The sequence below is a fragment of the Pseudomonas sp. 9AZ genome (assembly GCF_902506525.1).
In the GTDB taxonomy this organism is placed as follows: domain Bacteria; phylum Pseudomonadota; class Gammaproteobacteria; order Pseudomonadales; family Pseudomonadaceae; genus Aquipseudomonas; species Aquipseudomonas peli.
Genome location: NZ_LR733840.1, coordinates 4,243,665 through 4,269,903 on the forward strand (window position 1 = coordinate 4,243,665; position 26,239 = coordinate 4,269,903).

The window sequence follows — 26,239 nt, forward strand, 5'->3', positions numbered from 1 at the left end:
GGCGTTGGTGGATGGATGAAGCGTCCCCCACCCTACAGTTTGCTTAGGCTGCATCACGTTCTGCTCCCTGCCGATGGGCGGCGACGCGCTCAATCAGCGCCTGCAAGATCGCAGCAGACTCGCCGATCACCGACAGATCGGCGCGTTTGATCATGTCGCAGGTCGGGTCGAGGTTGATCGCCACCACTTTGTCGCAGGCACCGATGCCTTGCAGATGCTGGATCGCCCCGGAAATCCCCACGGCCACGTAAACCCGCGCCGTGACCCAGATGCCGGACGCGCCGACCTGGCGTTCGCGGCCCATAAAGCCATCGTCCACTGCTACTCGTGAGGCGCCTTCAGTGGCGCCCAGCGCCGCAGCGGCCTGATGGAACAGCGCCCAATCCTTCACACCGTTGCCGCCAGAGAGAATAAATTCGGCCTCGGCCATGGGGATCTGCGCCGGGTCCACCGCCACCGCGCCGAGATCTTGAATACGCGGCAAGTGGCTGACCAGCGCTTCACTGAGCGCCAGCGGGCGCACCTCATGGCGGGTTTCACTGACCGGTTCGGCGCACTCCACGGCGGCCAGAATCAGGCGTGGCGCTTGTTGCACCAAATCTTCCCGTCCGGCACCGGCACGCCCACTGGCCATGCCATCGGCCACCTGCCAAACCCGCGTGGCCGGGCGCTCACCCAGTTTGGCGGCCAGACGCCGGCCCAGCTCACCGCCACCGCTACGACTGTCGGGCAGTAACCAGTGGCGCGGCGACAATTGCCGCTCTACTGCGCCGAGTACCAACACCCGCGCTTCCGGGGCGTAGCCGTCAAAATCGTCACCGGCGTACTGCAGCAGACGGTCGACGCCATTGCTGTCGAAGGCGCTTTCCTTGTGCTCGCCAAAGATCACCGCGACCACAGCACCGTCGCTGCCGGCCAGCTTGTGCGCCAGGCCGAGCAGGTCCTTGTCGTGGGCGCTCAGGCGGCCGCCGACCATGTCCGGCACCACGGCGATATAGAACGCCGGTTGCTCGACCACATGCAGCGGCAGCTGTACCACGGTACTGGCCGTGCTGCGTTTCTGGCTGCCGGCTTGCTGCGCGCCGGAGCGGTCGATACGTTTGAGGCCATTGGGGCCGATAAAGCCCACTGCATGCGGGTTCTTGCGCAGCACCCCGGCGGCGCTGAGCCAGCTAGCGACGGCCGGTTGCGCGGCGGCATGCAGCGGATGCAGGCGGTTACGGGCGATCCATTCAGCCCGTGGATCACGGCGGATCAGGTCGCTCATGGGCTTACCTCGGCTGCTTCACGCGGGGCCCGCACCGGCTGCTTCGGCTCGACCACGCCCTCGATCAATACATCGGCCACCAGCTCGGCAATATCCTTGACCTCCGGACGCGGGCCGACCACGCCTTCGAGCATCGCAGTGCACTGCGGGCAACCCACGGCGACCAGCTCGGCGGCGGTTTCTTGGATATCGACCATGCGCATATCGGGAATCCGCTGCTTGCCGGGGATATCGGTGATCGGTGCACCACCGCCACCTCCGCAGCAGCGGGAGCGGAAGCCCGAGCGCTGCATTTCCTTCACCTCGATGCCGATGGCATTCAGCACATTACGCGGCGCTTCGTACTCACCGTTGTAGCGGCCCAGGTAGCAAGGGTCGTGGTAGGTGACCGAGCCGCCTTTGTGCTGGCCGAGGTTGAGTTTCTGGCCGCTGATCAGTTCATCCATATAGGTGCTGTGGTGCAGCACCGAATAGCGACCGCCCAGCTCGCCGTATTCGTTTTTCAGTACATGGAAACTGTGCGGGTCGCAGGTGACGATGCGTTTGAATTGGTACTTGGCCAGGGTGGCGATATTGCGTTTGGCCAGCAGCTGAAAGGTCGCTTCATCACCCAGACGCCGGGCCACGTCGCCGCTGTCGCGTTCTTCCAGGCCGAGCACAGCGAAGTCGACCTTGGCGGCTTTCAGCACTTTGACAAAGGCGCGCAGGGTGCGCTGGTTGCGCATATCGAAGGCGCCGTCGCCGACCCAGAACAACACATCGACGTTCTGCTTATCGCCCATCAACGGCAGGTTCAAATCCGCCGCCCAGTTCAACCGGCCACCCGGTGCGAAACCGCCGGGGTTGTCGGTGGCGATCAGGTTATCCAGCACCTCAGCGCCCTTGTTCGGCGTGGCGCCTTTTTCCAGCGTGAGATGGCGGCGCATATCGACGATGGCGTCGACGTGCTCGATCATCATCGGGCACTCCTCAACGCAGGCGCGGCAGGTGGTGCACGACCACAGCGTTTCGGCATCGACCAGCGCCTTGCCATTTAGATTGACGATAGGCAGGTGTGGGCCACCGCCGTGTTCGCCCACTGGTTTTCCTGGGTAAGGCGAACCGGCAAAGTTGGCATCGGTGCCACCAGCCAGGCCGACCACCATGTCCTGAATCAGCTTCTTCGGGTTGAGCGGCTGGCCGGCGGCGAAGGCTGGGCAGGCCGCCTCGCACTTGCCGCACTGCACGCAGGCATCAAAGCCAAGCAGCTGGTTCCAAGTGAAGTCCGTGGGTTTTTCCACGCCCAGCGGGGCTTTCGGATCATTCAGATTCAGGGCTTTGAGGCCGGTCGAGCGACCACCGCCAAAGCGTTCAGAGCGGCGATGCCAGGCCAGGTGCAGGGCACCGGCGAAGGCGTGCTTCATCGGCCCGCCCCATGTCATGCCAAAGAACAGCTCGGAGACACCCCAGGCCACGCCAACGGTGAGCAGCAGCGCGAGAATCCAGCCACCAAAGCCTTCCGGCAGGATGCCGGCAACAGGAAGCGTGGCGATAAAAAAGCTGCCGGCAAACATCAGCAGGCTTTTCGGCAGACGCATCCACGGGCCTTTCGACAAGCGCGATGGCGGGTCGAGGCGGCGTTTGGCGACAAACAGCGCGCCGACAAACATCAACGCGGTGGCACCTAACAGGGCGAAGCCGAGGATGCGACTCTGCAGGCCGAAGCCATGCACCAGAATCGCCAGCAGAGCCGCCAGGACAAAGCCGCCCGCTGTGGCCACGTGGGTGTTGGCGATGTATTTATCGCGGGCCACGACATGGTGCAGGTCGACCATATAACGGCGCGGCATGGCCAGCAGCCCGCCCAGCCAATCGACCTGGGCCGGACGGCCACGGCGCCACATCAGAAAGCGCTTCGCCGCGCCAATAACCGCAAGGGCCAGGGCGGCGAAAAGCAGGATGGGGAGTAGGGTGTTCAACATGTGAGGCTCCCACCGCCAATGTCAGGGGATGATGCATTTCAGTCCCCTCTCCCCAAGAGGGAGAGGGGGCTAGACCGGGTCAAACCATCGATGTTGTGCTGGGCTCAGAAATCCTTGCACAACCGCAGCGCGTCGTAGATCGCTGCATGGGTGTTGCGCTGGGCTACGCAGTCGCCGATGCGGAACAGCAGATAGCCGTCACCCTTCTCAGCTAAACAAGGCTGCGGTTTGATCGCGAACAGCGCTTCCACATCGATCTGGCCCTTGTTGCGCGAGCCTTCCTTGAGCGCGTAGTACAGGCGCTCGTCAGGGCGCACGCCGTTTTCCACCACCACCTGATCGACCACCCGCTCTTCTTTCGCGCCGGTGTATTCGTTCTCCAGCACCGCCACCAGCTTGTCGCCTTCGCGGTAGACCTTCTCCAGCATCATGTCGCCGGTCATGATCACTTCTTTCGGGTACATGCTGCGGTAGTAAGTCGGGAACGTGGTGCCGCCCATGGCAACACCCGGCTTGATGTCGTCGGTGACGATCTCGACCTTGGCGCCCTTCTCGGCGATAAAGTCGGCCACCGACATACCGCCGAATTCGCAAATGGTGTCGTACACCAGCACGTTATTGCCGGGTGCGACGGTGCCATCGAGAACGTCCCAGCTGCTGACCACCAGGCCTTCAGCGGCGCCCCAATGTTCGTTTTGCTCGATAAACGGATGACCGCCGTTGGCCAGCACCACGATATCTGGGCGCAGGTCGAGGATGCTCGCTTCATCAGCACCAGTACCCAGGCGCAGGTCGATATTCAGGCGGGCCAACTCCAGCTGGAACCAGCGGGTGATGCCGGCCATCTGGTCGCGCTGCGGTGCCTTGGCGGCTAAAGTGATTTGCCCGCCGAGGCTGTCTTTCTTCTCGAACAGGGTCACATCGTGGCCACGCTCGGCGGCGACGCGCGCTGCTTCCATACCGGCCGGGCCACCGCCAACAATCACCACCTTGCGCTTAGGTCCGCTGGTTTTTTCGATGATATGCGGCAGGCCCATGTATTCGCGGCTGGTCGCGGCGTTCTGGATGCACAGCACATCCAGACCTTGATACTGGCGGTCGATGCAATAGTTGGCACCGACGCACTGCTTGATTTGGTCGACCTGGCCCATCTTGATCTTGGCGATCAGGTGCGGGTCGGCGATGTGCGCGCGGGTCATGCCGACCATGTCGACATAGCCGCCTTCGAGAATGCGCGTGGCCTGGTTCGGGTCTTTGATGTTCTGCGCGTGCAGCACCGGCACCTTGACCACTTCCTTGATCCCGGCGGCCAGGTGCAGGAACGGCTCCGGCGGGTAACTCATGTTCGGGATGACGTTCGCCAGGGTGTTGTGGGTGTCGGCACCAGAGCCGACCACGCCGATAAAGTCGATCAGGCCGGTGGCATCGTAATAGGCGGCGATCTGCTTCATGTCTTCGTGAGAGAGGCCGTCCGGGTGGAACTCATCACCGGAGATACGCAGGCCCACACAGAAGTCGGGACCCACCTCGGCGCGCACCGCTTTGATCACTTCCAGGCCGAACTTCATCCGGCCTTCAAAGGTGCCGCCCCATTCGTCGGTGCGCTTGTTGACCCGTGGCGACCAGAACTGATCGATCATGTGCTGGTGCACGGCCGACAGCTCGACGCCATCCAGGCCGCCGGCTTTGGCCCGAGCCGCCGCCTTGGCGAAGTCACCGATGACGCGCCACATTTCCTCCGGCTCGATGGTCTTGCAGGTGGCGCGGTGCACCGGCTCACGGATGCCGGACGGCGACATCAGGGTCGGCCAGTCGAAACCATCCCAGCGTGAGCGGCGGCCCATGTGGGTAATCTGGATCATGATCTTGGCACCATGCTTATGCATGGCATCCGCCAGGTTCTGGAAGTGCGGAATGATCCGGTCAGTCGACAGGTTCACCGAGCTCCACCAGCCGTGCGGGCTGTCGATGGAGACCACCGACGAGCCGCCGCAGATGGCCAGACCGACGCCACCCTTGGCCTTCTCTTCGTAGTACTTGACGTAACGCTCGGTGGTCATGCCGCCGTCGGTGGCCATGACCTCGGCGTGCGCGGTGGACACGATGCGATTACGAATAGTCAGCTTGCCGATCTGGATCGGCTGGAACATTGCTTCGAAAGCCATGACTCGATCCTCGACTTAGCGCGGCTTGACGATAAACAGGCCATCATCGTGGCCCTCTTCGGAACCGCCATAGACCTGCTCGGCCACGGTGCGCAGCGCGCTGCCCTGGGCTTGGAGAATCTGATCCATGGCGCCGGCAAACCAGCCGGTGAACATGTAGTCGACCTTGCGCCCGCATTTGCCGTAGACGTAGACGAAGGCCGAGTGCTTGAGCTTCACCGAGGCAGTGCCGGCGGCCAGGTCGATGGCTTCAATCTCGAACAGCCCCCAGCCGCGTTGCGACAGGCGCTTCATGTAGTGCTCGAACACCGCCACGCCGGACAGGCCGTGGCATTCGGCCTCTTTCTCGCACCAGTGCCAGGCGGACTTGTAGCCGGCCTTGTAGAGAATCTCGGCATAGGCCTCAGCGCCCAGTACCTCTTCGATACCGATGTGGTTGTTAACGAAGAAATGCCGCGGCACATAGAGCATCGGCAGCGCGTCAGTGGTCCAGACGCCGGTTTCGTCGTCGACCTGGATGGGCATTTCGGGTGCGTGGGTGGCCATGTGTTCAGTGCTCCAGAATTCGTTGTCTTGCGTATTTGAAAGGTGCCGATGAATGCCTGTGAAGCCGTAGCGAGCACGCCGAGAGCAAGGAGACCCGCAGCGACAAGCGAGAGCAGTACGCATGTACGGCGAGCTTGTCGCGAGGACGCGACGCAGCTATCGGTGGGCGCAGTAGGCTCCGCAGGTATTCATCACTCGCCCCAGACATCCGCCAGAACCCTTACCCAGTTCTCACCCATGATCTTGCGCACCACGCGCTCGGAATGGCCGCGTTTGAGCAGGGTTTCGGTGAGGTTGGGGAATTCGCCGACGGTGCGGATGCCCAGCGGGTTGATGATCTTGCCGAAGCTGGTCAGACGGCGGGCGTAGCCCTTGTCGTGGGTCAGGTACTCGAAGAAGTCCTGGCCGTGGCCCTGGGTGAAATCGGTGCCGATGCCGATGGCGTCTTCGCCAACGATGTTCATCACGTATTCGATGGCTTCGGCGTAGTCGTCGATGGTCGAGTCGATGCCCTTGGCCAGGAACGGCGCAAACATGGTCACGCCGACAAAGCCGCCGTGATCGGCGATAAATTTCAGCTCGGCATCGGACTTGTTGCGTGGGTGCTCTTTCAGCCCCGACGGCAGGCAGTGGGAATAGGTGACCGGCTTTTTCGATTCGAGGATGACTTCCTCGCTGGTCTTCGAGCCCACATGGGAGAGGTCGCACATGATGCCGACGCGGTTCATCTCGGCAACGATCTCGCGGCCGAAGCCGGACAGCCCGCCGTCACGCTCGTAGCAGCCGGTACCGACCAGGTTTTGGGTGTTGTAGCACAGCTGCACAATGCCCACGCCGAGCTGCTTGAACACCTCGACATAGCCGATCTGATCTTCAAACGCATGGGCGTTCTGGAAGCCGAAAAGGATGCCGGTCTTGCCCTGCGCCTTGGCGGTGCGAATATCGGCGGTGGTGCGCACCGGCATCACCAGGTCGCTGTTCTCGCGGATCAGTTTCTGGCTGGCGGCGATGTTGTTCACCGTCGCCTGGAAGCCTTCCCACACCGACACGGTGCAGTTGGCCGCCGTCAGCCCGCCTTTGCGCATGTCTTCGAACAGTTCGCGGTTCCACTTGGCGATGATCAGCCCGTCAATGACGATGCTGTCGGCGTGTAATTCGGCTGGGCTCATCAGGCAGTCCCCTTTTAGCGGTGTCGCCAAACCCGTTGTTGGCGCTTTGGACTGAGCATATCCCTGGGGGCTCGGGCGACCCGGTGCAAAAACGACTGGGGTATTGCCGAAAGCGTCAAAGCCGGGTCGCCTATGGATAAGCCACCGAGTGAGCGGCCACCCGGCTGCATTGCCGGGCGTGCGGAAAGGTCGCGAGGGGAAGAAAAACGAAACCGCAGAAAGCACAAAGGGGAGCCTAGGCTCCCCTCTAATTGGGTGTGTGCTTTATTTTTATTATTTGGCGACTGTTATTGTTGTTTTATCGCTGTCTGTTGCGTCATCGCTTTCGGTGATTCCAAGTGGAACCAAGGGCAAACGTATTTTTTTGGTTACTGATACAGCAATCGCCATTGCCAAAACCCCTGCAATGATCCAACCGGCACACCGAGCTACCTCAAGGTAGTTTTATTCTTTTCGGCCTGGTTGCGGGAAAACCCGAATCACATACCCTTTCCAAAAAAATCTGTTTGCGACTCGTGGGTACTCTTGTTTTTGTTGTGCCTTGAGTCGATACGATTGTTCTGCTGATGCTTGTTATTGTTTTTGTGCAGGAAATAAAGCATTCAACGTGCCAACTTTAGAAATCACTTACAAATCAATGGTATATGAAAATACAAGGCAGCCAAGCTGACACAAGCAGTCACCATTCTGGGGTGCTGCTACTCGTTTGTGTTCCCGTTGCTGGCTGAGCGGTAACACTTGCGCGCAGGTAATGGCGCACATTGGCGGGGCTAAAAAAATGCCCGCAGCAGACTGCGGGCAGCAAAGCGGCCATGAAGGCCTGAGTGTGGAGCCGTTCCGGCGGGCGACCAACCCGCCAGCTCCGTTACTCGGCGGCAACCCCTTTCAGGTAGGGCGCAGGTGCGGCGCCGAGGTTGTTGAGCAGACGCTCGCTGTACCAGTCGATAAAGTTGACCACGCCAAACTCGTAGGTTTTCGAGTACGGGCCGGGCTGATAAGCGGTCGAGTTGATGCCGCGCTGGTTTTCTTCGGCCAGACGGCGGTCCTGATCATTGGTGGCGTCCCACACCTGACGCAGGCGCGCCACGTCATAGTCGATGCCTTCCACGGCATCCTTGTGCACCAGCCATTTGGTGGTGACCATGGTTTCCTGGGCACTGATCGGCCACACGGTGAAGACAATCATGTGATCGCCCATGCAGTGGTTCCACGAGTGCGGCAGGTGCAGGATGCGCATCGAGCCCAAGTCGGGATCGGTGATGCGGCCCATGAGTTTCTTGCAGCCCTGCTTGCCGTCCATAGTCATGGACACAGTGCCCTTGAGCAGCGGCATGCGCACGATGCGGTTGCGCAGACCAAAACTGGCATGGGCGTAGGGAATATTGTCTTTGTCCCAGCGACCCGTGCACTCCGCCACCTGATCCTTGAACGCCTGGGTGGCGCGCGGGTCGGTAACGTCATCCCACTCCAGCAGAGTATTGAGCAGCTCGGGGTGCGAACCGTTGCAGTGGTAGCACTCGCGGTTGTTCTCCAGCACCAGCTTCCAGTTGGCCTTTTCCATCAAGGTGGTTTGCACAGCCACCTTGGTGTTTTCCATGTCGTACGGCTCCATGTAATGAGCCAGCGTACTGAGGAACTCATCAATGGCCGGTGGGTTTTCCGCCAGGGAAATAAAGATGTAACCACCGGCCACTTTGCAGTTGACCGGCTTAAGGCTGTAGTCCTTGAGGTCGAAATCCGCGCCCATTTCGGTGCCAGCAAACAGCAGGCGACCGTCGAGTTCGTAGGTCCACTGGTGATAAGGGCACACCAGCTTGGCCACCTTGCCTTTGTCACTGGTGCACAGGCGCGAACCCCGGTGACGGCAGACGTTATGGAAGGCATGCACCACACCATCGGCCCCGCGAATCACCATGATCGGGTTATCGCCGATCTGTAGGGTGAGGTAGTTACCCTTGGCCGGGATCTCACAGGTCATGCCGGCAATCAGCCATTCCTTGTGGAAGATCTCCTGCATGTCGATCTTGAACAGGCGCTCGTCGTTGTAGAACGGCTGCGGCAACGAAAAGGTGCGCTCGCGGCTTTGCAGCATCTCGGCGGTGGCCTTGCGTGCAGGCTCCAGCGGATCGCCCAGGCTCAGGGTGGAAGTGACGTCCATCGGTAACTCCTCAATGGCGACTCGCTCGGCGAGTTGCCGCAATAAAGTGGCTAGTCGGTATCACGCAAGGTGGCGTCATTGCCCCGTTCTACGCCCGCCGATGGCGACTGGATGAAAGAGGAATTCGCTCGTGACCTTTTTGCTTCGGCTGGCTGCGAGTGTGGCGCTGAGCGTGGGCCAAACCTTGTCTATGGACGACATGGTCACATCCGTTTCCGACGCGGCAAACCAAGGCCTGCGCGGCAGGTCGCGATAAGCATGTAAATGTCGCTGGCAGATAAATGAGCCCATCCGCCAGTGCGCACAATCCGCCCCATACAAGGCCGATGCCCGGCCGCGCGGAGAGACGTCCATGACGACGAACGACTTCCTCAACCCCATTACCACCCAGACCTGGAGCAACGGCCGCCACCTGGTGCGCTGCGTCAAAGTCATCCAGGAAACCTGGGACGTGCGCACGTTCTGCTTTATGGCCGATCAGCCGGTACTGTACTTCTTCAAACCAGGACAATTCGTCACCCTGGAACTGGAAATCGACGGCCAGCCGGTGATGCGCTCCTACACCATCTCCAGCTCGCCTTCCGTGCCCTATAGCTTTTCCATCACCATCAAGCGGGTGCCTGGCGGCAAGGTCTCCAACTGGTTGCATGACAACCTGCAGGAAGGCCAGGAGCTGCCGGTTCACGGCCCGGTCGGGCTGTTCAATGCCATCGACTTTCCCGCCGACAAGGTGCTCTACCTCAGTGGCGGGGTCGGCATTACGCCGGTGATGTCGATGGCGCGCTGGTTTTACGACACCAACGCCAATGTCGACATGGTGTTTGTGCACAGCGCGCGCTCACCGAAGGACATCATCTACCACCGCGAGCTGGAGCACATGGCCGCGCGGATCAACAACTTCAGCCTGCATGTGATTTGCGAGAAGCATGGGCTGGGTGAGGCTTGGGCCGGTTATCGCGGCTACCTCAACCAGAAGATGCTGGAGCTGATTGCCCCGGATTATCTGGATCGGGAAATCTTCTGCTGCGGCCCGACGCCGTACATGAATGCGGTCAAACGCCTGCTGGAAAGCAATGGCTTCGACATGCAGCACTACCACGAGGAGTCCTTTGGCGCGACACCGGCGGATGTCCGTGAAGAAGCCAAGGAGCTCGCCGCCGAAGCCGCCGAAGCCCCCGCCGTGCCGGCTGCCGAACAGAATCAGGTGGCATTCACCAGCACCGGCAAGAGCATCCGCGTCGACCCAGGCGAAACCGTACACGCTGCCGCAGCCAAGCTTGGTCTGCATATCCCCAAAGCCTGTGGCATGGGCATTTGCGGCACCTGCAAGGTCATGAAAACTTCGGGTGAAGTGGCCATGGAACACAACGGCGGCATCACCGACGAAGACGTGGCCGAGGGCTATATTCTGTCCTGCTGCAGCGTGCCGCAGGGTGATGTGGCAATCGAGTACTAAGCACTGCGTATCGACCGTCGCGCACACAGCAAAACGCCGCACTCGCCTTCAAGGCCAGTGCGGCGTTTTGGTTTTGTAGGAGGGCTGGGCGGCACGCCGCTTCAGCCGCGACAAGCGATTAACAGCTCGCCGCTAAAGCGCCTCCCACAAAGCGTGTAGGAGCCAGATCCCTGCCAAGCAAAAGCATCGCAAGCAAGCTGGCTCCTACAGGTTATTCAGCGAGGCTTAGAGCCTGACACTGGCGAAGGTCGACTCCCCCTGCGCCCGCGTCAGCGCGGCCATAGCCGAGGATGGCGATGGGCGCATCAGGTCTTCCGGCATTGGCAGCAGCGCCACCACATTGCCGCCCTGTTGGCCCGCGCGTTCGTCGCGCGGCGGGATGCCAAAGTATTCGCGGTAGCACTTGGAGAAGTGCGGCGTGGAGACAAAACCGCATACCGAAGCCACTTCGATAATCGACATGCTGGTCTGCTTGAGCAGTTGGCGCGCACGAATCAGGCGCAGCTTGAGGTAGTAGCGCGACGGCGAGCAGTGCAGGTACTTCTGGAACAGGCGCTCCAGCTGGCGGCGCGAGACATCGACATACAGCGCCAGCTGATCGAGGTCGATTGGCTCTTCCAAGTTGGCTTCCATCAGCGCGACGATTTCCTGCAGCTTCGGCTGGTTGGTGCCAAGCATGTGCTTGAGCGGCACGCGCTGGTGATCCTGCTCGTTACGGATGCGCTCGTAGATAAACATTTCAGAAATTGCCGCTGCCAGTTCGCGGCCATGCTCGCGGCCGATCACATGCAGCATCATGTCCATCGGCGCGGTGCCGCCGGAGCTGGTGTGGCGATTGCGATCTATCGAGAACAGGCGAGTGCTGACTGCTGCGCGAGGGAAGGCTTCCTGCATCGAGGCCAAGCACTCCCAGTGCACGCTGCAATCGAAACCATCGAGCAGCCCGGCCTTGGCCAGCGCCCAGCTGCCAGTACATACCGCGCCCAGTTGCGCGCCGTGGCGGGCCTGGCTTTGCAGCCACTGCACGTGCTCACGGGTGACGCTGTGCTGAATGTCCACACCGCCGCAAACGATCACCGCATCCAAACGCGGCGCCGTAGCCAAGCTGGCATCCGGGGTGATCTGCAGGCCATCACTGGCGCAGACCGGCAGGCCGCTTTGGCTGAGGGTGTGCCAGCGGTACAACTCCTTACCGGACAGCTGGTTGGCCATCCGCAGCGGCTCGACGGCAGACGCCAGGGAAATCAAGGTGAAGTTGTCGAGCAGGAGAAAGCCGATGGACTGCGGAGCACGGCTCTGGGGTTGTGCCCCTTGAGTGAACTGTGACATCAGGTAAACCCTCACGCGAAGCAAAGCACGGTAGTGAGCCCCTCTATGCGGTGGCTCTTTTTATGGTTCTGGGACTGCACAACGCCAGATCGACCACCAGCACAACGCAAAGGCCGTGCCTAAATTGATTGGGCGTTCAATTAAAAACAGAGGGATCGGCCCAACGCTAGTGACACTAGGCGTTGGCAGGAGCGACAGAAGCATTCTGATTACGACCGCAAACGCCCGTTCGGCGGGCGCTTGAGCATTTCGGTAGCACTGCCAGGCAGGTGCTTTGTCACCCCGCTACGCAGGGTAAAAACGGCGCGGTAACGGACCAACGGTCAGGCTGTATTCAGCAGCGTTGCGCTGCCCTTTTCCGCTGCACCAAACAGCCACGCACCACAAATGTGCGCAGCGACCTAAACGTGCGCCTCAGCATTCAACAGCGCTAACGGCCAACCCGCCGCGCGAGGTTTCCTTGTACTTGTCATGCATATCGGCGCCGGTGTCGCGCATGGTGCGGATCACCCGGTCCAGTGAGATAAAGTGCTCGCCGTCGCCACGCAGGGCCATCTGCGCCGCGTTGATCGCCTTCACCGCCGCAATCGCGTTGCGCTCGATGCACGGCACCTGCACCAGGCCACCGACCGGGTCACAGGTCAGGCCGAGGTTGTGTTCCAGGCCGATTTCGGCGGCGTTTTCCACCTGCCCAGGGGTAGCCCCTAGGATCTCTGCCAGGCCTGCCGCGGCCATGGCACAGGCCGAACCGACCTCGCCCTGACAACCGACCTCGGCGCCGGAGATCGACGCGTTCTTCTTGCACAGGATGCCGATGGCGGCAGCAGCCAGCAGGTAATCCACTACATTGGCCTCGGTCACCGACGGACTGAAGCGCACGTAGTAATGCAGCACGGCCGGGATGATCCCCGCCGCACCATTGGTCGGCGCGGTGACCATGCGCCCGCCGGCGGCGTTTTCCTCATTCACCGCCAGGGCGAACAGGTTGACCCACTCCATGCCACTGAGGGTCGAGCCGATCACGTTGGGCTTGCTCATTTCCTGCAGGCTGCGGTGCAGCTTGGCGGCGCGGCGCTTCACATTCAGTCCGCCAGGTAAGGTGCCCTCGTGCTGCAAGCCTTGCTCAACACAATCGCGCATGGCCTGCCACAGGCGCATCAGGCCGCTGCGGATTTCAGCCTCACTGCGCCAGGCTTTCTCGTTGGCCATCATCAGCTCGGAAACCCGCAGGCCATGGGCCTTGCACAGGCGCAGCAGCTCCTCCGCGCTATTGAAGTCATACGGCAGCTGCGTGTGATCCTGATCCAGCTGACCGCTGGCGGCCTGCTCGGCATCCACCACAAAACCGCCGCCCACCGAGTAATAGGTGTTTTCGTGCAGCAAGTTGCCATCAGCGGCAAACGCACTGAGGGTCATGGCGTTGGGGTGATACGGCAGGTTTTCTTCCAGCAGCAGCATGTCGCGCGACCAGTCGAAGCCGATGCTGACCCGCCCACCGAGCGGCAACTGCCCGCTGGCCAGCAGCTGCGCGATACGCGGTTCGATGCTGCTCGGGTCAACCTGATCCGGCCATTCGCCCATCAGCCCCATGATCACCGCACGGTCGCTGCCGTGACCAACACCGGTGGCCGATAACGAACCGTACAGACGCACCTGCAGCCGAGCTGTACGTTCAAGCAAACGCCGCTCGGCCAATGCGCCGCTGAACAGCGCCGCCGCACGCATCGGTCCGACGGTATGCGAACTGGACGGCCCAATGCCGATCTTGAACAGGTCAAACACGCTGATAGCCACACCACTCTCCTGCACGATTGCTACATGCAGGCATGATCAGGATTTCCCCACGCTACCGCCGCTCCACACCGACCCGCCCATATCTAAATCCGTCAGCGCCGCAAACGAACGCGACATGTGCGACAGCGCGCAGTTTCAAGCGCCGCTGCAGCAATTCACGACAGCAGCGTTCTACTTGCGACTTCACGCATAGGCAGCGAAGGAAATCTGTCGGCATGATCGCCGCGCCCATGGACCGGCCAGCTGCAGTCGCCTGCCACCCGTGGCCCGACTGCGCGCTTGCACGCGCACCCTGTCACTGCAACCGGGAGAGGCTTGATGACACGCAATACACGCTGGCTGCTGGCCGCCACCTTATGCACCACCCCGCTGTTGGCCCAGGCCGCAGAGCCGGCGCAATGCGGGCTGATTCGCTTTGCCGATGTCGGTTGGACTGACATCACCGTGACCACCGCCGTCACGCGGCAGGTATTCAGCGAGCTGGGCTACCGCACCCAGGTCAAACGCCTGTCCGTGCCCGACACCTACAAAGCCATGCAGGACGGCAAGATCGACGTGTTCCTCGGCAACTGGATGCCGAGCATGGAAAACGACATCAAACCCTACGCCGCTAACGGCTCGGTAAAGACCCTCGGCGCCAACCTCATCGGTGCCAAATACACCCTGGCGGTGAACCAGGCGGCGTATGACGGCGGCGTGAAAAACTTCGCCGATCTCGCGCGCTTCAGTAAAGAACTGGGCGGCAAACTCTACGGAATCGAACCGGGCAACGACGGCAACAAGCTGATCCAGTCAATGATCGACAAGAACGCCTTCGGCCTGGCCGGTTTCAGCCTGGTGGAGTCCAGCGAGAACGGCATGCTGGCCCAGGTCAAACGCGCCGAGCACCTCAAACAGTGGGTGGTATTTCTCGGCTGGGCGCCGCACCCGATGAACAACCAGCTGCAGATGCATTACCTGGACGGCGGTGATGAGTTCTTCGGCCCCAACTACGGCGGCGCCACGGTGTACACCAACGTGCGCGCCGGTCTGGCCGAACAGTGCCCGAATGTCACCCAACTGCTGAAAAATCTGCGCTTTAGCCTGGAGATGGAAAGCTACCTGATGGGCGCCATCCTCAACAAAAACACCAACCCGCGACGCGAGGCCAAAGCCTGGTTGAAGGCTAATCCGCAGACGCGGGCGAGCTGGCTGGAAGGCGTCACACGATTGAACGGTCAATCAATAAAAACCGCCGAAAACCTCGCCAGTGGAAATTAATTTGTCATTTTTTCCGAACAGCGCGCAGCCCCCAGCGCATAGTGCCTGTGGCCATTTGAAACGCTGCAAACCACGGCCGCTGTGGCTTGCAGCCTTGGCAACGGAACAAAAAAGTCTGTTATGGTTTTTAAAGCGTCTGTCGCCGCGCAACACGTCAGAGTCGCAAACCGACAATTGCGACAGGCCGAAGACTATATCGTTGAGTCAGCCGATTTCGTCGCTGTCGCCTTAGCAGGGTCGACAGACCGGGCGCCCACAGCCCCGGACCGAAGAATATATAAGTGCTGGCTCACCACGTGATGGGTGCCAGCCCAACAAGAAATTTCGGATGTACGCGCGCCTCGGGTCGAGGTGTGTAAAACCCAAGGATGGGACTTCGTAACACTGCCAGAGGGTTTGGAACGCGGTTTGCAGCACGGCACAGCAAGGTTGACTCAACAGTACGCCCCCATAGCGTCCATTGCCCACAAGGCAACCGGAGCGTTGCAGCGGTTGTGCCTGAGCACCCTGAATGTGTTGCGCGGCAAGGCACGGCCCCGACCCCGGAACCCAGTAAACCCACACAGGCAAGAACAGTCGGCATCACCGTACGTACGCCAGCTGGCGTAGGCGCGGTTCCGCAGCACTGATCTGGATGTCTACTGAAGGGGAATCATCCCATGCAGTCTGGAAAAATCGTCGTCGAAAACCTCTACAAGGTGTTCGGCGCAGAGCCACAAGAAGCCATTGACCTGCTCAAACAGGGCTGGAGCAAGGAACGAATTCTTGCGGAGAAAGGCGCGGTAATCGGCGTCAGCGACGTGTCCTTCAGCGTCGAGGAAGGTGAAATTTTCGTGCTGATGGGCCTCTCCGGCTCCGGCAAATCCACCCTGATCCGCCTGATCAACCGCCTGGTTGAACCCAGCGGCGGCAACGTCTACATCGACGGTCAGAACGTCGCCAAGATGCCCAAGGCGGAGCTGATCGATCTGCGCCGCCGCGACATGAGCATGGTCTTCCAGTCCTTCGCCCTGATGCCCTCGCGCAGCGTGCTGGACAACGCCGCCTTCGGCCTGGAAGTGGCCGGCAAGAGCAAGAAGGTGCGCGAAGAGCGCGCCATGCAAGTACTCAAGCAGGTTGGCCTGGATACCTTTGCGCACAAGATGCCGCATGAGCTGTCCGGCGGCATGCAACAGCGCGTCGGCCTGGCCCGCGCCCTGGCGGTTGACCCGTCAATGATCATCATGGACGAGGCGTTTTCCGCCCTCGACCCGCTCAAGCGCCGTGAGATGCAAGACGTGCTGCTGGAGCTGCAAAAGACCGACCGCCGCACCATCATCTTCGTGTCCCACGACATCGAAGAAGCCATGCGCATCGGCACCCGCATCGGCATCATGGAAGGCGGCAAACTGGTTCAGGTCGGCACCCCGCAGGAGCTGATCGACAACCCGGCCAACGATTACGTGCGTAACTTCTTCAACACTGTCGACACCAACCGCTACCTCACCGCCGGCCAGCTGATGGCCAACAGCGTGCCGATCTACGTGCACAACGGCAAAGCGCCGGATGCGCAGAAGGTCTGCCAGGAGCTGCAGGCGCTGGACAAGCACTACGCCTTTGTCGTCGACGAGCAGAACAACTTCCAGGGTTCTATCAGCCTGGAAAAAATCGCCCTACTCGTCGAAGGCGGCGCGACCTGCAGCCTTGACGCGAACGTGCTCAAGCATATCAACCCCGTTTCCGAAGGCACCCCGCTGGATCAGGTGATTGAACGCCTGGTGGACAACGAAGGGCCTATCCCGGTGATTGATGCGCACGGCCACTACAGCGGCGCCATCAGTAAAGGTCGCCTGTTGACCCGCCTGCAGGGAGAGTCCCATGAGTGAGAAACAGCTCGACCTGGGCAGCTGGGTCAACGACGTGGTGCAGCACCTGCTGGACAACTACAGCGATGGCTTCGACAGCATCGGCGCCGTGGTCAATGGCTTCTCCGAAGGCATCGAATGGCTGCTGATGCTGCCACCGGCCTGGCTGCTGATCGCCATCTTTATCGGCCTCGGCCTGTGGCGCATCGGCTACAAGTTCGCCATCTTCACCGCCATCTCCTTCGTGCTGATCGTGCTTACCGGCTTCTGGGAACAGACCGTGGTGACCCTCGGCCTGACCTTCTCCGCCACGCTGATCAGCCTGCTACTCGGCATTCCCCTCGGCATCTGGGCCGCGCGCAGCGAGCGGGTGGCGACCATCATCCGGCCGATTCTCGACTTTATGCAGACCATGCCGGCGTTCGTTTACCTGATTCCCGCCGCCATGCTATTCGGCCTCGGTCGTGTGCCGGGGATCATCGCCACGGTGATCTTCGCCATGCCCCCGGCGGTACGCCTGACCAACCTCGGCATCCGCCAGGTGAATAAAGAGATCATCGAAGCCGGCCAATCCTTCGGCTGCACGCCGCGTCAGCTACTGTTCAAGGTCCAGCTGCCGAACGCCATGCCGTCGATCATGGCCGGGGTCAACCAGACCATCATGATGGCCCTGTCGATGGTGATCATTGCCTCGATGGTCGGCGCCGGCGGCCTGGGTAACGACGTACTGGCGAGTATTCAGCGCCTGGACATCGGCCTTGGTTTCGAAAGCGGCATGGCCGTGGTGTTGCTGGCGATCATTCTCGACCGCATCACCGAAAGCTTCGGCACCCCACAAACCGCCAAGCGCAGCAGTCTGTTCAGTTGGTTCAGCGGCAAGCTTCAACGCCAGTAATCTAAATTTAACCATCACAGGGAATCGCAGATGAAGACGATTAAACAGCTCGCAGGTGTCGGCCTGCTCTCCGTGGCCATGCTGCAAAGTGCCTGGGCGCAAGAGCCGGAGAGTTGCAAAATGGTGCGCTTCGCCGAAATCGGCTGGGCCGACATCGCCGCCACCACTGGCGTGGCCATGACCCTCAGCGAAGGCCTGGGCTACCAGACGCGCAAAATCATGGCCTCCGTACCCATCGCCTTTACCGGCGTGCAGAAAGGCCAGATCGACGTATTCCTTGGTTACTGGGCGCCCTCGATGGACGCCGTGATCGAACCCTTCACCAAGGATGGCGGCGTCAAAGTACTGCCCAAAGCCAACCTTGAAGGTGCCAAGTACACCCTCGCCGTCCCGACCTACGCCGCTGAAGCCGGGCTGAAAAGCTTTGCCGACATCGCCAAGTTCAAGGACCAGCTGGGCGGCAAGATCTTCGGCATCGAGCCCGGCAATGACGGCAACCTGCTGATTGACGGCATGATCAAGAGCAACCAGTTCGGCCTCGGCGAATTCAAGATGGTCGAGTCCAGCGAAGCCGGCATGCTGGTTCAGCTGCAACGCGCAGTGAAAAAGAATGAACCCGCCGTGTTCCTCGGCTGGGCACCGCACCCGATGAACACCCAGTTCGACATCACCTACCTGGAAGGTGGCGATGACGTATTCGGCCCCGACTTCGGCGCCGCCAAGGTCTACACCGTCGTGCCGCCAGATTACGAAGCACGCTGCGCCAACGTCGGCAAACTGCTGAACAACCTGCAGTTCACCGTGGAAATCGAAAGCCAGCTGATGGAAAAGGTCCTGGATAAACAGAACCCGACCGAAGTCGCCAAAGAGTGGATCAAAGCCAACCCGGCGATCCTCGACCAGTGGCTGGCCGGCGTCACCACCTACGACGGCCAGGACGGCCTTGCAGCGGTGAAGAAACACCTCGGCCTGTAAGCCACAACGCGCCGCCTCCTATACCTGCGGGCGGCGCGGTTAGTTCAAGCACCTGAATCAGCACCACACCCGCGAGGCCACACGGCCATCGCCGGGTTTGCTGCACCCCGGATTTAACACGCAATACCGTACGACCCAGCTAGGCCCGCAAGAAGAACGCGCCAGTAACTCACTGAACTGCCACTCTCACTGACGGAGCAAACCCTATGCGAAACCTGAAGAACCTCTGCCTGCAAAGCCTCGGCGTCGCCGCCCTGGCCATCGGCATGAGCAGCGCCATGGCGGCGGACAAAGCCACCCTGAAAATCGGCTACGTAAACGGTTGGGACGACAGCGTCGCCGCCACCCATGTAGCGGGTGAAATCCTCCAGAGCAAACTCGGTTACACCGTCGAGCTGAAGCCTGTAGAACCCGCCATCATGTGGCAAGGCGTAGCCCGTGGCGACCTCGACGCCACCCTCTCCGCCTGGCTGCCCGCCACCCACGGCGAATACTTTGCAAAACTCAAAGACAAGGTCGAAGTGCTCGGCACCAACTACGCCGGCGCAAAAATCGGCCTGATCGTGCCTGACTATGTACAAGCCAAAACCATCGCCGACCTGCAAACCTACGCAAAAGACTTCGACGGCAAAATCACCGGCATCGACGCCGGCGCCGGCGTCATGCGCCGCGCCGAAGACGCGATCAAGGAATACGCCCTCACCGACATCAAACTGATGCCTAGCTCAGGCCCAGGCATGGCCACCGCCCTGACCCGCGCCGAGAAGGACAAGAAAGCCATTGTCGTCACCGGCTGGATCCCACACTGGATGTTCGCCAAATGGAACCTGCGCTTCCTCGAAGACCCGAAAAAAGTCTTCGGCGATGACGAACACGTCGACACCGTCGCCAACCCCAGCATCAACAGCAAAGCCCCAGAAGCCGCTGCCTTCCTGAAGAAATTCTCCTGGAGCGGTGAAGAAGTCGGCGCCGTTATGCTCGCCATCCGCGACGGCGCCAAACCGGAAGACGCCGCCAAAGACTGGATCAGCAAAAACCCAGAGCGCGTCGCCGAGTGGCTTAAATAAGCCCAGGCTGCACCTCTATATATAAAGCGGGCTACGGCCCGCTTTTTTGTGGGCGCGAAATGGTGGCGGGAGAATGTTCTAGACAGGGGGAGATGGGGGTGGATAGGGTTGGGGAATTGTGGCTGCACAGCTGTCGCCTAACCTCGCCAAAGACTGCTGACATGCAAGATACGGTGCAGGATATAAACAGGCCGCAGCAGAGAAAGAAACATTGGTGTGTCGCACAATCGATAGTTAGCCAACACGAGAATATAATTTGATCGACGAAAAAACTTATCAAATCAAAATAATATTTGAATTCCTTACGCACACATTCACAAACAACCCGACAGAAAGCATTGCTTTACTGGCACTGATACTAACAATTTGGCAAGGCTGGCTATCTCGCAAGCACAACATATTGAGCGTGCGCCCATCGATCATACTTACAACAAACACAGAGAAAATTGACAAAGAAAAAAGGCGCATAACCGTAACAATTAGGAACTCAGGGTTAGGTCCAGCTGAAATCTTAGACTATGCATTTGGAAAATATAACGGCGAAATTATTTCAGGCCAAATGACACCAGATGCCTGGGGACACCTTCTTGCAAAGCTGTGCAACTTAAAGAATGTAAAACTTGAATCAACGCAACTGGCAAAGTCAAGATTCATATCTCCCGGAGAGGAAATAAACTTACTCAGCGCCACTCACGAAAAACCCCAAGACAGAGAGTTTGATATCCACCAAGAAACGTGTTTGGCAATAAAATATAAATCTCTGTACGGCGAGAAATTCTACGGCGGATACGGGGCTATTAAACCCAGGCTCATAATTATTTTCTTAAAGTTACTACGTTTTAAAATTAAGGTGCTCGGCTAACAAGTGGTTCAAATCGTTCGCTGCGCTCACTGGGAGGGCCTAAAGCCCACCACTTAACCAAATGTTAAGCGCAGTCACTAGATCAGGGAAATTAAATGGAAGAATTAGGTCTTTGGATACCTGCAATATCAACCACATCCTTATTGGGTGGACTACTATGGCTCGGAAGGTCACTCATCATTACCCGCCTTAAAAATAGCGTAAAACATGAGTTTGACGGCAAGCTGGAATTTATTAGATCAGAGTTAAAGTTTAAAGAAGCTCAAATTGAGTCACTTCGCACAGGAGCGATGTCGGGCCTGATCACAAGGCAAGGGGCTCTTTATCAAAGAAAGATACAAGCAATAGATCAGATCTGGAGCTCTGTAAAAGAGCTAGAAAAGGGAAAGTATATTTCCATAACACTTGGCACTCTAAATATTGAAGAGTGCATTAAGCAATCAGGCAGAGATCCAAGCTTTACAGATTTTATAAATAAAATTTCTGGCAACTTTAACCTTATCGACTTAGATGTATCAGGCTCAAAACTCGCCCGACCATTTCTTACTCCATTAGCATGGGCTTATTACTCCGCTTACTCTACCGTAATCACGCAAGCCTCCGTAATCACAAATATTTTAAAAATTGGCATAAAAAACCCAGAGAAGTTTTTGAAACTTGAAAATTCTAGCAGCTTACTAAAAGCAGTACTTCCTTCATGGTCTGATTATATCGATGCGCATGGAATTTCGGGGCACCACCATTTATTAGATGAAATTGAAAAACTTTTGCTTGCCGAGCTAAAAAACATACAAGACGGCCATGAAGACGATAAGGAAAACACCATACGAGCCGCAAAAATTAATCAGGAAATCGAGAAGGTTTCTAATGATATTGCAGAATTTCAAGCAAGCGCTCAAGACTAAAACGTAAGGCTAAATGGGTCGGAGTGATTTATTTTTGATCAACTCAAAACCATCACACCTCTAGATTTCTCGTCCAAACCACTTTCTTTGTATACGTCAATTAACCAACCTGGCCTAAACCCATGAACCGCCGCAAGAAAATCAAACAGCTACTCGAAGCACACGCCAAGAAGGCCAACGCTAAATTGGCACCCAAGAAGAAATCCACCTATATCAGCAAAGCCGACCGCTTAAAGCTGGCTGCCGAAGTCAACCCGGAAGCCACAATTACCCCTGAGAGCTGAGTGCGCTTTCATACCCCAGCCGCTACTCCATGTGAGGGACCACCATGATCACCTGCCATATCCGCTATGTGCTCGACCCGCGCAAACTCAAGGAATTCGAGCATTACGGCAAGCTGTGGATTGCCCTGGTGGCAAAGTTTGGCGGTACGCATCACGGTTACTTTCTGCCCTCGGAAGGTGCCAACAATATCGGCCTGGCAATGTTCAGCTTCCCCAGCCTGGCGGAGTACGAACAGTATCGGCTGAAATCCTTTGCCGACGCCGAGTGCCTGGCAGCCTTTAACTATGCGGAAGAGACTCAGTGCATCATCAGCTACGAGCGCACCTTCTTCCGCCCGGTATTCGATGCCTGACTGAACCTTAATTGCCGAGTTAAGCGTATGTCCCAGCTCGCCCACTTCAAGTTGATGGCCCGCTATAACGCGTGGATGAATGACAAGCTCTACGCGGCTGCCGGCCAGCTGTCGCCGCAGGCGCTGAGCGAGGATCGCGGGGCGGTTTTCCCGTCCATCCTCGCCACGCTCAACCATATTGCGGTGGCCGATATCATCTGGCTCAAGCGCTTTGCAGTGCACCCGGCGTGCGCTGAGCTGCGTGAAGTGATCAGCGATCTGCAGCGGCCAGTGGCGCTGGATCAGCTGCTATTCGACACCTTCGCGCCGTTGCATGCCTTGCGTAGCCGGCTGGATGGGCATATCAGCGACTGGGTGGCAGCGCTGACCGAGGCGGACCTGGAGCATGTGCTGGCCTACGGCAATATGAAGGGCGTGCCGGCGCAGAGACCCTATGCCAGCCTGATGCTGCATTTCTTCAATCATCAAACCCACCATCGCGGCCAGGCCAGTACCCTGCTGCACCAGGCCGGTCAGAATATCGGCGTGACCGATTTACTGGCGCTGATTGCCGACATTGAGCCGCGCTAATGTGCTCCGCAATCCGCCAGAACCAAGACAACCGATGAAGCCACTCGCCCTGCTGCTGGTTTATCTCCCGCGCACCGCCTTTCGCCGGGCAGCGCAGGCGCAGCTGGGTGCTTGTTTGCCTGCGGCCACGGCGGCAGCGGTATGGGCCAGAACCCTGGAAGTACAACGTGAATTGCAACGCACGCGGGTGCGCCATTCGCCTGGGGTGAATCTGCTGCTGCGTTATATGCAGTGGGATTACGCGCTGTACCGCGCCTTGCAGGAGCACGGCATTGGCCAGCAGCAGGCCGGCGAGTGGATCGAGCAGATCAACTGGCAGATCTTCGCCCCGGCCAGCGCCCTGGCCTTCAAGCTGTCGCGCCTGCGCAGCAGCCGCTTGCAGGCGCGCATTCAGTGGCTGCTCGATGCGCTGTTCAACCTGGTGTTTACCCGCCCTTTCCAACGCAGCAATCTACCCGAGGTCGCTGGAGTGGCCTTTGATGTGCAGGTATGCCCGCTGGCCAGTTACCTGCGCAAGCAGGGTGCGCCGGAGCTGACCCACTTTGCCGCATGCAGCCTGGATTACCGCATGGCCAGCGACTGGGGCGTGACGCTGCAACGCAGGCAAACCCTCGCCGGCGGCGCGGCGTATTGTGATTTTCGCTTTAGCGTACCGCCCACCGAGCTGATTGCCCGTGAAGGCGCGAGCAACAGCGCTGCCGATAGCGCGCCTGACGAGTCGCGAACGGCTTTGCGCCGGGGCATATCCCTGACCGACAGGTCATCCCTGGAACGTCATGTTTGATTGATCGCTCAACAATAACCGGCCTAGACTGCGCGCATTCCGGGGACGCCCCCATCGACGGAGAAGCAGATGCCCAAGGTCGGAATGCAACCGATCCGCCGCTCGCAATTGATTGCGGCCACCCTCGAAGCGGTTGATCAGGTCGGCATGAGCGATGCCAGCATCGCCTATATTGCGCGGATCGCCGGGGTCTCCAACGGCATCATCAGCCACTATTTCCGCGACAAGAACGGCCTGCTCGACGCCACCATGCGCCACTTGATGCAGGCGCTCAGCGATGCCGTGCGCGCACGCCGCGCCAGCCTGCCGCCAGACCAGCCGCGCGAACACCTGCGGGCGATGATTGAAGGCAACTTCGACGACAGCCAGGTCAACGGCCCGGCGATGAAAACCTGGCTGGCGTTCTGGGCCACCAGCATGCACCAACCAGCGCTGCGGCGTTTGCAGCGGGTCAACGATCACCGTCTGTATTCCAACCTGTGCGGGCAATTCCGCCGGGTGTTGCCGCAGGAGCAGGCACGCAGCGCTGCCCGTGGCCTGGCGGCCTTGATCGATGGTTTGTGGCTGCGCGGGGCGCTGTCCGGCGAAGGCTTCGACACCCGCCAGGCGATTGCAATCGCCTACGAATACCTCGACCTGCAATTGGCCAAGGCGCAGTAAACCTCGCACACCTTCCGCCGAGCCGCTAGCTGAGTGGACTGCCGTAGGAATGCTCAGCTTTGTAGGAGCGGGCTTGCCCGCGATTCGCGGTAACTCGAATAACATCGCAGCCAATGACTAGGTGCCCCCACCGCTCCTACATACCCCGCTGACCCCGCCAGCACGGCTGGCGAGCACTTGATTGGCGCAAAACCTCAAACACCCCGAATACCAACGCCTACAGGCCCTGCGTGTCGTGTTTGACTGCGCCCTGTCGTTTTTATTGATTGATCGTTCAATTAAGATAATTTAGCCTTGCGTCTATATTGCCTAGACCAACGACCTGCGCCAGGCGGCTCGCGTCGCCCACCGCCCACGAGGAACGCACCATGCCACGCTTCGACGAACAGCAGCTTTATATCGGTGGCCGTTATGTAGCGGCCAGCAGTGGCCAGACGTTTGAGAGCATCAACCCGGCCAACGGTGAAGTGCTGGCCAGCGTGCAGCGCGCCAGCAAGGCGGACGTGGAACTGGCCGTGGCCAGCGCCACCGAAGGCCAGAAGGTGTGGGCGGCGATGACCGCCATGCAGCGTTCGCGCATCCTGCGCAAGGCCGTGGACATTCTGCGCGAGCGCAACGATGAGCTGGCCGAGCTGGAAACTCTCGACACCGGCAAGCCGCTCTCCGAAACCCGCTACGTCGATATCGTCACCGGCGCCGACGTATTGGAGTACTACGCCGGGCTGATTCCGGCCATCGAAGGCGAGCAGATCCCGCTGCGCGAAACCAGTTTCGTCTACACCCGCCGCGAGCCGCTCGGCGTGGTCGCCGGTATTGGCGCATGGAACTACCCGATCCAGATCGCCCTGTGGAAATCCGCCCCGGCCCTGGCCGCCGGCAACGCGATGATCTTCAAACCCAGCGAAGTGACTTCGCTCAGCGCATTGAAACTGGCCGAAATCTACAGCGCCGCTGGCCTGCCGGATGGCGTGTTCAACGTGCTGACCGGCAGCGGCCGTGAAGTCGGCCAGTGGCTGACCGAACACCCGGGCATCGAGAAGATTTCCTTTACCGGCGGCACCGTGACCGGCAAGAAAGTCATGGCCAGCGCCTCCAGCTCGTCGCTCAAGGAAGTGACCATGGAGCTGGGCGGCAAGTCGCCGTTGATCATCTTCGAGGACGCCGACCTCGACCGCGCCGCCGATATCGCGGTCATGGCCAACTTCTATAGTTCCGGCCAGGTCTGCACCAACGGCACCCGCGTGTTTGTGCCGCGCATGCTGCAGGCCCGCTTCGAGGCCAAGGTGGTTGAGCGGGTCAAACGCATCCGCCTCGGCGATCCGCTGAATGACGCCACCAACTTCGGCCCGCTGGTCAGCGCGGCGCATATGGACAGCGTGCTCGGCTATATCGAAAAGGGCCGTAGCGAAGGCGCGCGCCTGCTGATCGGCGGCAACCGCGTGACCGAGGGCGACTACGCCAAAGGCGCCTATGTCGCACCGACGGTATTCACCGACTGCAACGACGGCATGACCATCGTCCGTGAGGAAATCTTCGGCCCGGTGATGAGCATTCTGATTTACGACAGCGAAGAAGAAGTGATCCGCCGCGCCAACGCCACCGAGTACGGCCTGGCCGCCGGCGTGGTAACCCGCGACCTGAACCGCGCGCACCGGGTGATCCACAAGCTGGAAGCTGGCATCTGCTGGATCAACACCTGGGGCGAATCGCCGGCAGAAATGCCAGTGGGCGGTTACAAGCAATCCGGCGTCGGCCGCGAAAACGGCCTGACCACCCTGGCGCACTACACGCGGATCAAATCGGTACAGGTTGAGCTGGGCGGTTACACCTCGGTGTTTTGAATATCACGCCCGTGGGAGGGGCTTTAGCCGCGAAAAGTATCGCGGCTAAAGCCCCCTCCCACAAAAATCACCGCCCCGTAGCCCGGATGCAATC

General features: G+C 59.7%; 22 protein-coding genes. 14 read left to right on the forward strand and 8 right to left on the reverse strand.

All coding sequences use genetic code 11. From position 1 onward, the window contains the following. Positions 1 to 43: 43 nt before the first annotated feature. The 6 genes from ALTER154_RS19705 to gbcA all read right to left on the reverse strand — a co-directional run bounded on the left by ALTER154_RS19705 (position 44) and on the right by gbcA (position 9,266). Positions 44 to 1,267, reverse strand: coding sequence for an electron transfer flavoprotein subunit alpha/FixB family protein (locus ALTER154_RS19705; protein WP_160089614.1), 1,224 nt, complete (start codon positions 1,265 to 1,267; stop codon positions 44 to 46). Next, a complete protein-coding gene (gene dgcB, locus ALTER154_RS19710; protein ID WP_160089616.1) occupies positions 1,264 to 3,228 on the reverse strand; it encodes a dimethylglycine demethylation protein DgcB in 1,965 nt (654 codons plus the stop codon). Before dgcB ends, ALTER154_RS19705 begins: the two co-directional genes overlap by 4 nt. A gap of 104 nt (positions 3,229 to 3,332) precedes the next feature. Then, positions 3,333 to 5,393 carry a dimethylglycine demethylation protein DgcA gene (dgcA, locus tag ALTER154_RS19715; RefSeq protein WP_160089618.1) on the reverse strand — a complete coding sequence of 687 codons (2,061 nt, stop codon included), beginning with the start codon at positions 5,391 to 5,393 and terminating at the stop codon, positions 3,333 to 3,335. A gap of 15 nt (positions 5,394 to 5,408) precedes the next feature. Further along, positions 5,409 to 5,939, reverse strand: a complete 531-nt coding sequence (locus ALTER154_RS19720) for a DUF5943 domain-containing protein (protein WP_160089620.1) — start codon at positions 5,937 to 5,939, stop codon at positions 5,409 to 5,411. Between the two features lie 191 nt (positions 5,940 to 6,130). After that, entirely contained in the window at positions 6,131 to 7,108 is a 978-nt protein-coding gene (locus ALTER154_RS19725) for a dipeptidase (RefSeq protein WP_160089622.1), read from the reverse strand. 865 nt (positions 7,109 to 7,973) lie between these two features. Further along, positions 7,974 to 9,266, reverse strand: a complete 1,293-nt coding sequence (gene gbcA / locus ALTER154_RS19730; RefSeq protein ID WP_160089624.1) for a glycine-betaine demethylase subunit GbcA — start codon at positions 9,264 to 9,266, stop codon at positions 7,974 to 7,976. 352 nt (positions 9,267 to 9,618) lie between these two features. On the opposite strand from gbcA, the gene gbcB reads away from it, so the two are divergent. Then, positions 9,619 to 10,722 (forward strand): glycine-betaine demethylase subunit GbcB, encoded by a 1,104-nt coding sequence (gbcB, locus tag ALTER154_RS19735; protein WP_160089626.1) that lies wholly within the window; start codon positions 9,619 to 9,621, stop codon positions 10,720 to 10,722. Positions 10,723 to 10,947: 225 nt separating this feature from the next. Here gbcB and ALTER154_RS19740 read toward each other — a convergent pair whose 3' ends face one another. Together ALTER154_RS19740 and ALTER154_RS19745 are read right to left on the reverse strand one after the other, a co-directional pair. Further along, positions 10,948 to 12,051, reverse strand: coding sequence for a GlxA family transcriptional regulator (locus ALTER154_RS19740; RefSeq protein WP_090254958.1), 1,104 nt, complete (start codon positions 12,049 to 12,051; stop codon positions 10,948 to 10,950). 414 nt (positions 12,052 to 12,465) lie between these two features. Beyond that, positions 12,466 to 13,845 (reverse strand): L-serine ammonia-lyase, encoded by a 1,380-nt coding sequence (locus ALTER154_RS19745; protein ID WP_160089628.1) that lies wholly within the window; start codon positions 13,843 to 13,845, stop codon positions 12,466 to 12,468. A 318-nt stretch (positions 13,846 to 14,163) separates the two neighbouring features. On the opposite strand from ALTER154_RS19745, the gene choX reads away from it, so the two are divergent. The 13 genes from choX to betB all read left to right on the forward strand — a co-directional run bounded on the left by choX (position 14,164) and on the right by betB (position 26,145). Next, entirely contained in the window at positions 14,164 to 15,105 is a 942-nt protein-coding gene (choX, locus tag ALTER154_RS19750; protein WP_160089630.1) for a choline ABC transporter substrate-binding protein, read from the forward strand. Between the two features lie 659 nt (positions 15,106 to 15,764). Continuing rightward, positions 15,765 to 16,970 (forward strand): glycine betaine/L-proline ABC transporter ATP-binding protein, encoded by a 1,206-nt coding sequence (locus tag ALTER154_RS19755; RefSeq protein WP_090254952.1) that lies wholly within the window; start codon positions 15,765 to 15,767, stop codon positions 16,968 to 16,970. Further along, positions 16,963 to 17,844, forward strand: coding sequence for a proline/glycine betaine ABC transporter permease (locus tag ALTER154_RS19760; RefSeq protein WP_090254950.1), 882 nt, complete (start codon positions 16,963 to 16,965; stop codon positions 17,842 to 17,844). Before ALTER154_RS19755 ends, ALTER154_RS19760 begins: the two co-directional genes overlap by 8 nt. A gap of 30 nt (positions 17,845 to 17,874) precedes the next feature. Beyond that, a complete protein-coding gene (locus ALTER154_RS19765) occupies positions 17,875 to 18,819 on the forward strand; it encodes a choline ABC transporter substrate-binding protein (RefSeq protein WP_160089632.1) in 945 nt (314 codons plus the stop codon). A gap of 206 nt (positions 18,820 to 19,025) precedes the next feature. Further along, positions 19,026 to 19,886 (forward strand): glycine betaine ABC transporter substrate-binding protein, encoded by an 861-nt coding sequence (locus ALTER154_RS19770; RefSeq protein ID WP_160089634.1) that lies wholly within the window; start codon positions 19,026 to 19,028, stop codon positions 19,884 to 19,886. Positions 19,887 to 20,142: 256 nt separating this feature from the next. Next, positions 20,143 to 20,748: a hypothetical protein gene (locus ALTER154_RS19775; RefSeq protein WP_160089636.1), complete on the forward strand. Its 606-nt coding sequence runs from the start codon at positions 20,143 to 20,145 to the stop codon at positions 20,746 to 20,748. Between the two features lie 95 nt (positions 20,749 to 20,843). Beyond that, on the forward strand, positions 20,844 to 21,653 hold the full coding sequence (locus ALTER154_RS19780) for a hypothetical protein (RefSeq protein ID WP_160089638.1): 810 nt from the start codon (positions 20,844 to 20,846) through the stop codon (positions 21,651 to 21,653). Positions 21,654 to 21,775: 122 nt separating this feature from the next. Next, complete coding sequence (locus ALTER154_RS19785; protein ID WP_160089640.1) at positions 21,776 to 21,937, forward strand: DUF2986 domain-containing protein; 162 nt, start codon at positions 21,776 to 21,778, stop codon at positions 21,935 to 21,937. A gap of 44 nt (positions 21,938 to 21,981) precedes the next feature. Continuing rightward, positions 21,982 to 22,290: an NIPSNAP family protein gene (locus ALTER154_RS19790; RefSeq protein WP_090254938.1), complete on the forward strand. Its 309-nt coding sequence runs from the start codon at positions 21,982 to 21,984 to the stop codon at positions 22,288 to 22,290. A 27-nt stretch (positions 22,291 to 22,317) separates the two neighbouring features. After that, positions 22,318 to 22,860 (forward strand): DinB family protein, encoded by a 543-nt coding sequence (locus ALTER154_RS19795; RefSeq protein WP_160089642.1) that lies wholly within the window; start codon positions 22,318 to 22,320, stop codon positions 22,858 to 22,860. 34 nt (positions 22,861 to 22,894) lie between these two features. Next, positions 22,895 to 23,644: an L-2-amino-thiazoline-4-carboxylic acid hydrolase gene (locus tag ALTER154_RS19800; protein ID WP_160089644.1), complete on the forward strand. Its 750-nt coding sequence runs from the start codon at positions 22,895 to 22,897 to the stop codon at positions 23,642 to 23,644. A 69-nt stretch (positions 23,645 to 23,713) separates the two neighbouring features. Continuing rightward, entirely contained in the window at positions 23,714 to 24,304 is a 591-nt protein-coding gene (betI, locus tag ALTER154_RS19805; protein ID WP_160089646.1) for a transcriptional regulator BetI, read from the forward strand. A gap of 368 nt (positions 24,305 to 24,672) precedes the next feature. Next, positions 24,673 to 26,145 (forward strand): betaine-aldehyde dehydrogenase, encoded by a 1,473-nt coding sequence (gene betB, locus ALTER154_RS19810; protein WP_160089648.1) that lies wholly within the window; start codon positions 24,673 to 24,675, stop codon positions 26,143 to 26,145. The last annotated feature ends 94 nt before the right edge of the window (positions 26,146 to 26,239 follow it).

Coding starts and splice junctions, on each gene's coding strand:
- ALTER154_RS19705 (WP_160089614.1), bottom strand. CDS start 1,267: ATGAGCGACCTGATCCGCCGTGATCCACGGGCTGAATGGATCGCCCGT.
- dgcB (WP_160089616.1), bottom strand. CDS start 3,228: ATGTTGAACACCCTACTCCCCATCCTGCTTTTCGCCGCCCTGGCCCTT.
- dgcA (WP_160089618.1), bottom strand. CDS start 5,393: ATGGCTTTCGAAGCAATGTTCCAGCCGATCCAGATCGGCAAGCTGACT.
- ALTER154_RS19720 (WP_160089620.1), bottom strand. CDS start 5,939: ATGGCCACCCACGCACCCGAAATGCCCATCCAGGTCGACGACGAAACC.
- ALTER154_RS19725 (WP_160089622.1), bottom strand. CDS start 7,108: ATGAGCCCAGCCGAATTACACGCCGACAGCATCGTCATTGACGGGCTG.
- gbcA (WP_160089624.1), bottom strand. CDS start 9,266: ATGGACGTCACTTCCACCCTGAGCCTGGGCGATCCGCTGGAGCCTGCA.
- gbcB (WP_160089626.1), top strand. CDS start 9,619: ATGACGACGAACGACTTCCTCAACCCCATTACCACCCAGACCTGGAGC.
- ALTER154_RS19740 (WP_090254958.1), bottom strand. CDS start 12,051: ATGTCACAGTTCACTCAAGGGGCACAACCCCAGAGCCGTGCTCCGCAG.
- choX (WP_160089630.1), top strand. CDS start 14,164: ATGACACGCAATACACGCTGGCTGCTGGCCGCCACCTTATGCACCACC.
- ALTER154_RS19755 (WP_090254952.1), top strand. CDS start 15,765: ATGCAGTCTGGAAAAATCGTCGTCGAAAACCTCTACAAGGTGTTCGGC.
- ALTER154_RS19760 (WP_090254950.1), top strand. CDS start 16,963: ATGAGTGAGAAACAGCTCGACCTGGGCAGCTGGGTCAACGACGTGGTG.
- ALTER154_RS19765 (WP_160089632.1), top strand. CDS start 17,875: ATGAAGACGATTAAACAGCTCGCAGGTGTCGGCCTGCTCTCCGTGGCC.
- ALTER154_RS19770 (WP_160089634.1), top strand. CDS start 19,026: ATGCGAAACCTGAAGAACCTCTGCCTGCAAAGCCTCGGCGTCGCCGCC.
- ALTER154_RS19780 (WP_160089638.1), top strand. CDS start 20,844: ATGGAAGAATTAGGTCTTTGGATACCTGCAATATCAACCACATCCTTA.
- ALTER154_RS19785 (WP_160089640.1), top strand. CDS start 21,776: ATGAACCGCCGCAAGAAAATCAAACAGCTACTCGAAGCACACGCCAAG.
- ALTER154_RS19790 (WP_090254938.1), top strand. CDS start 21,982: ATGATCACCTGCCATATCCGCTATGTGCTCGACCCGCGCAAACTCAAG.
- ALTER154_RS19795 (WP_160089642.1), top strand. CDS start 22,318: ATGTCCCAGCTCGCCCACTTCAAGTTGATGGCCCGCTATAACGCGTGG.
- ALTER154_RS19800 (WP_160089644.1), top strand. CDS start 22,895: ATGAAGCCACTCGCCCTGCTGCTGGTTTATCTCCCGCGCACCGCCTTT.
- betI (WP_160089646.1), top strand. CDS start 23,714: ATGCCCAAGGTCGGAATGCAACCGATCCGCCGCTCGCAATTGATTGCG.
- betB (WP_160089648.1), top strand. CDS start 24,673: ATGCCACGCTTCGACGAACAGCAGCTTTATATCGGTGGCCGTTATGTA.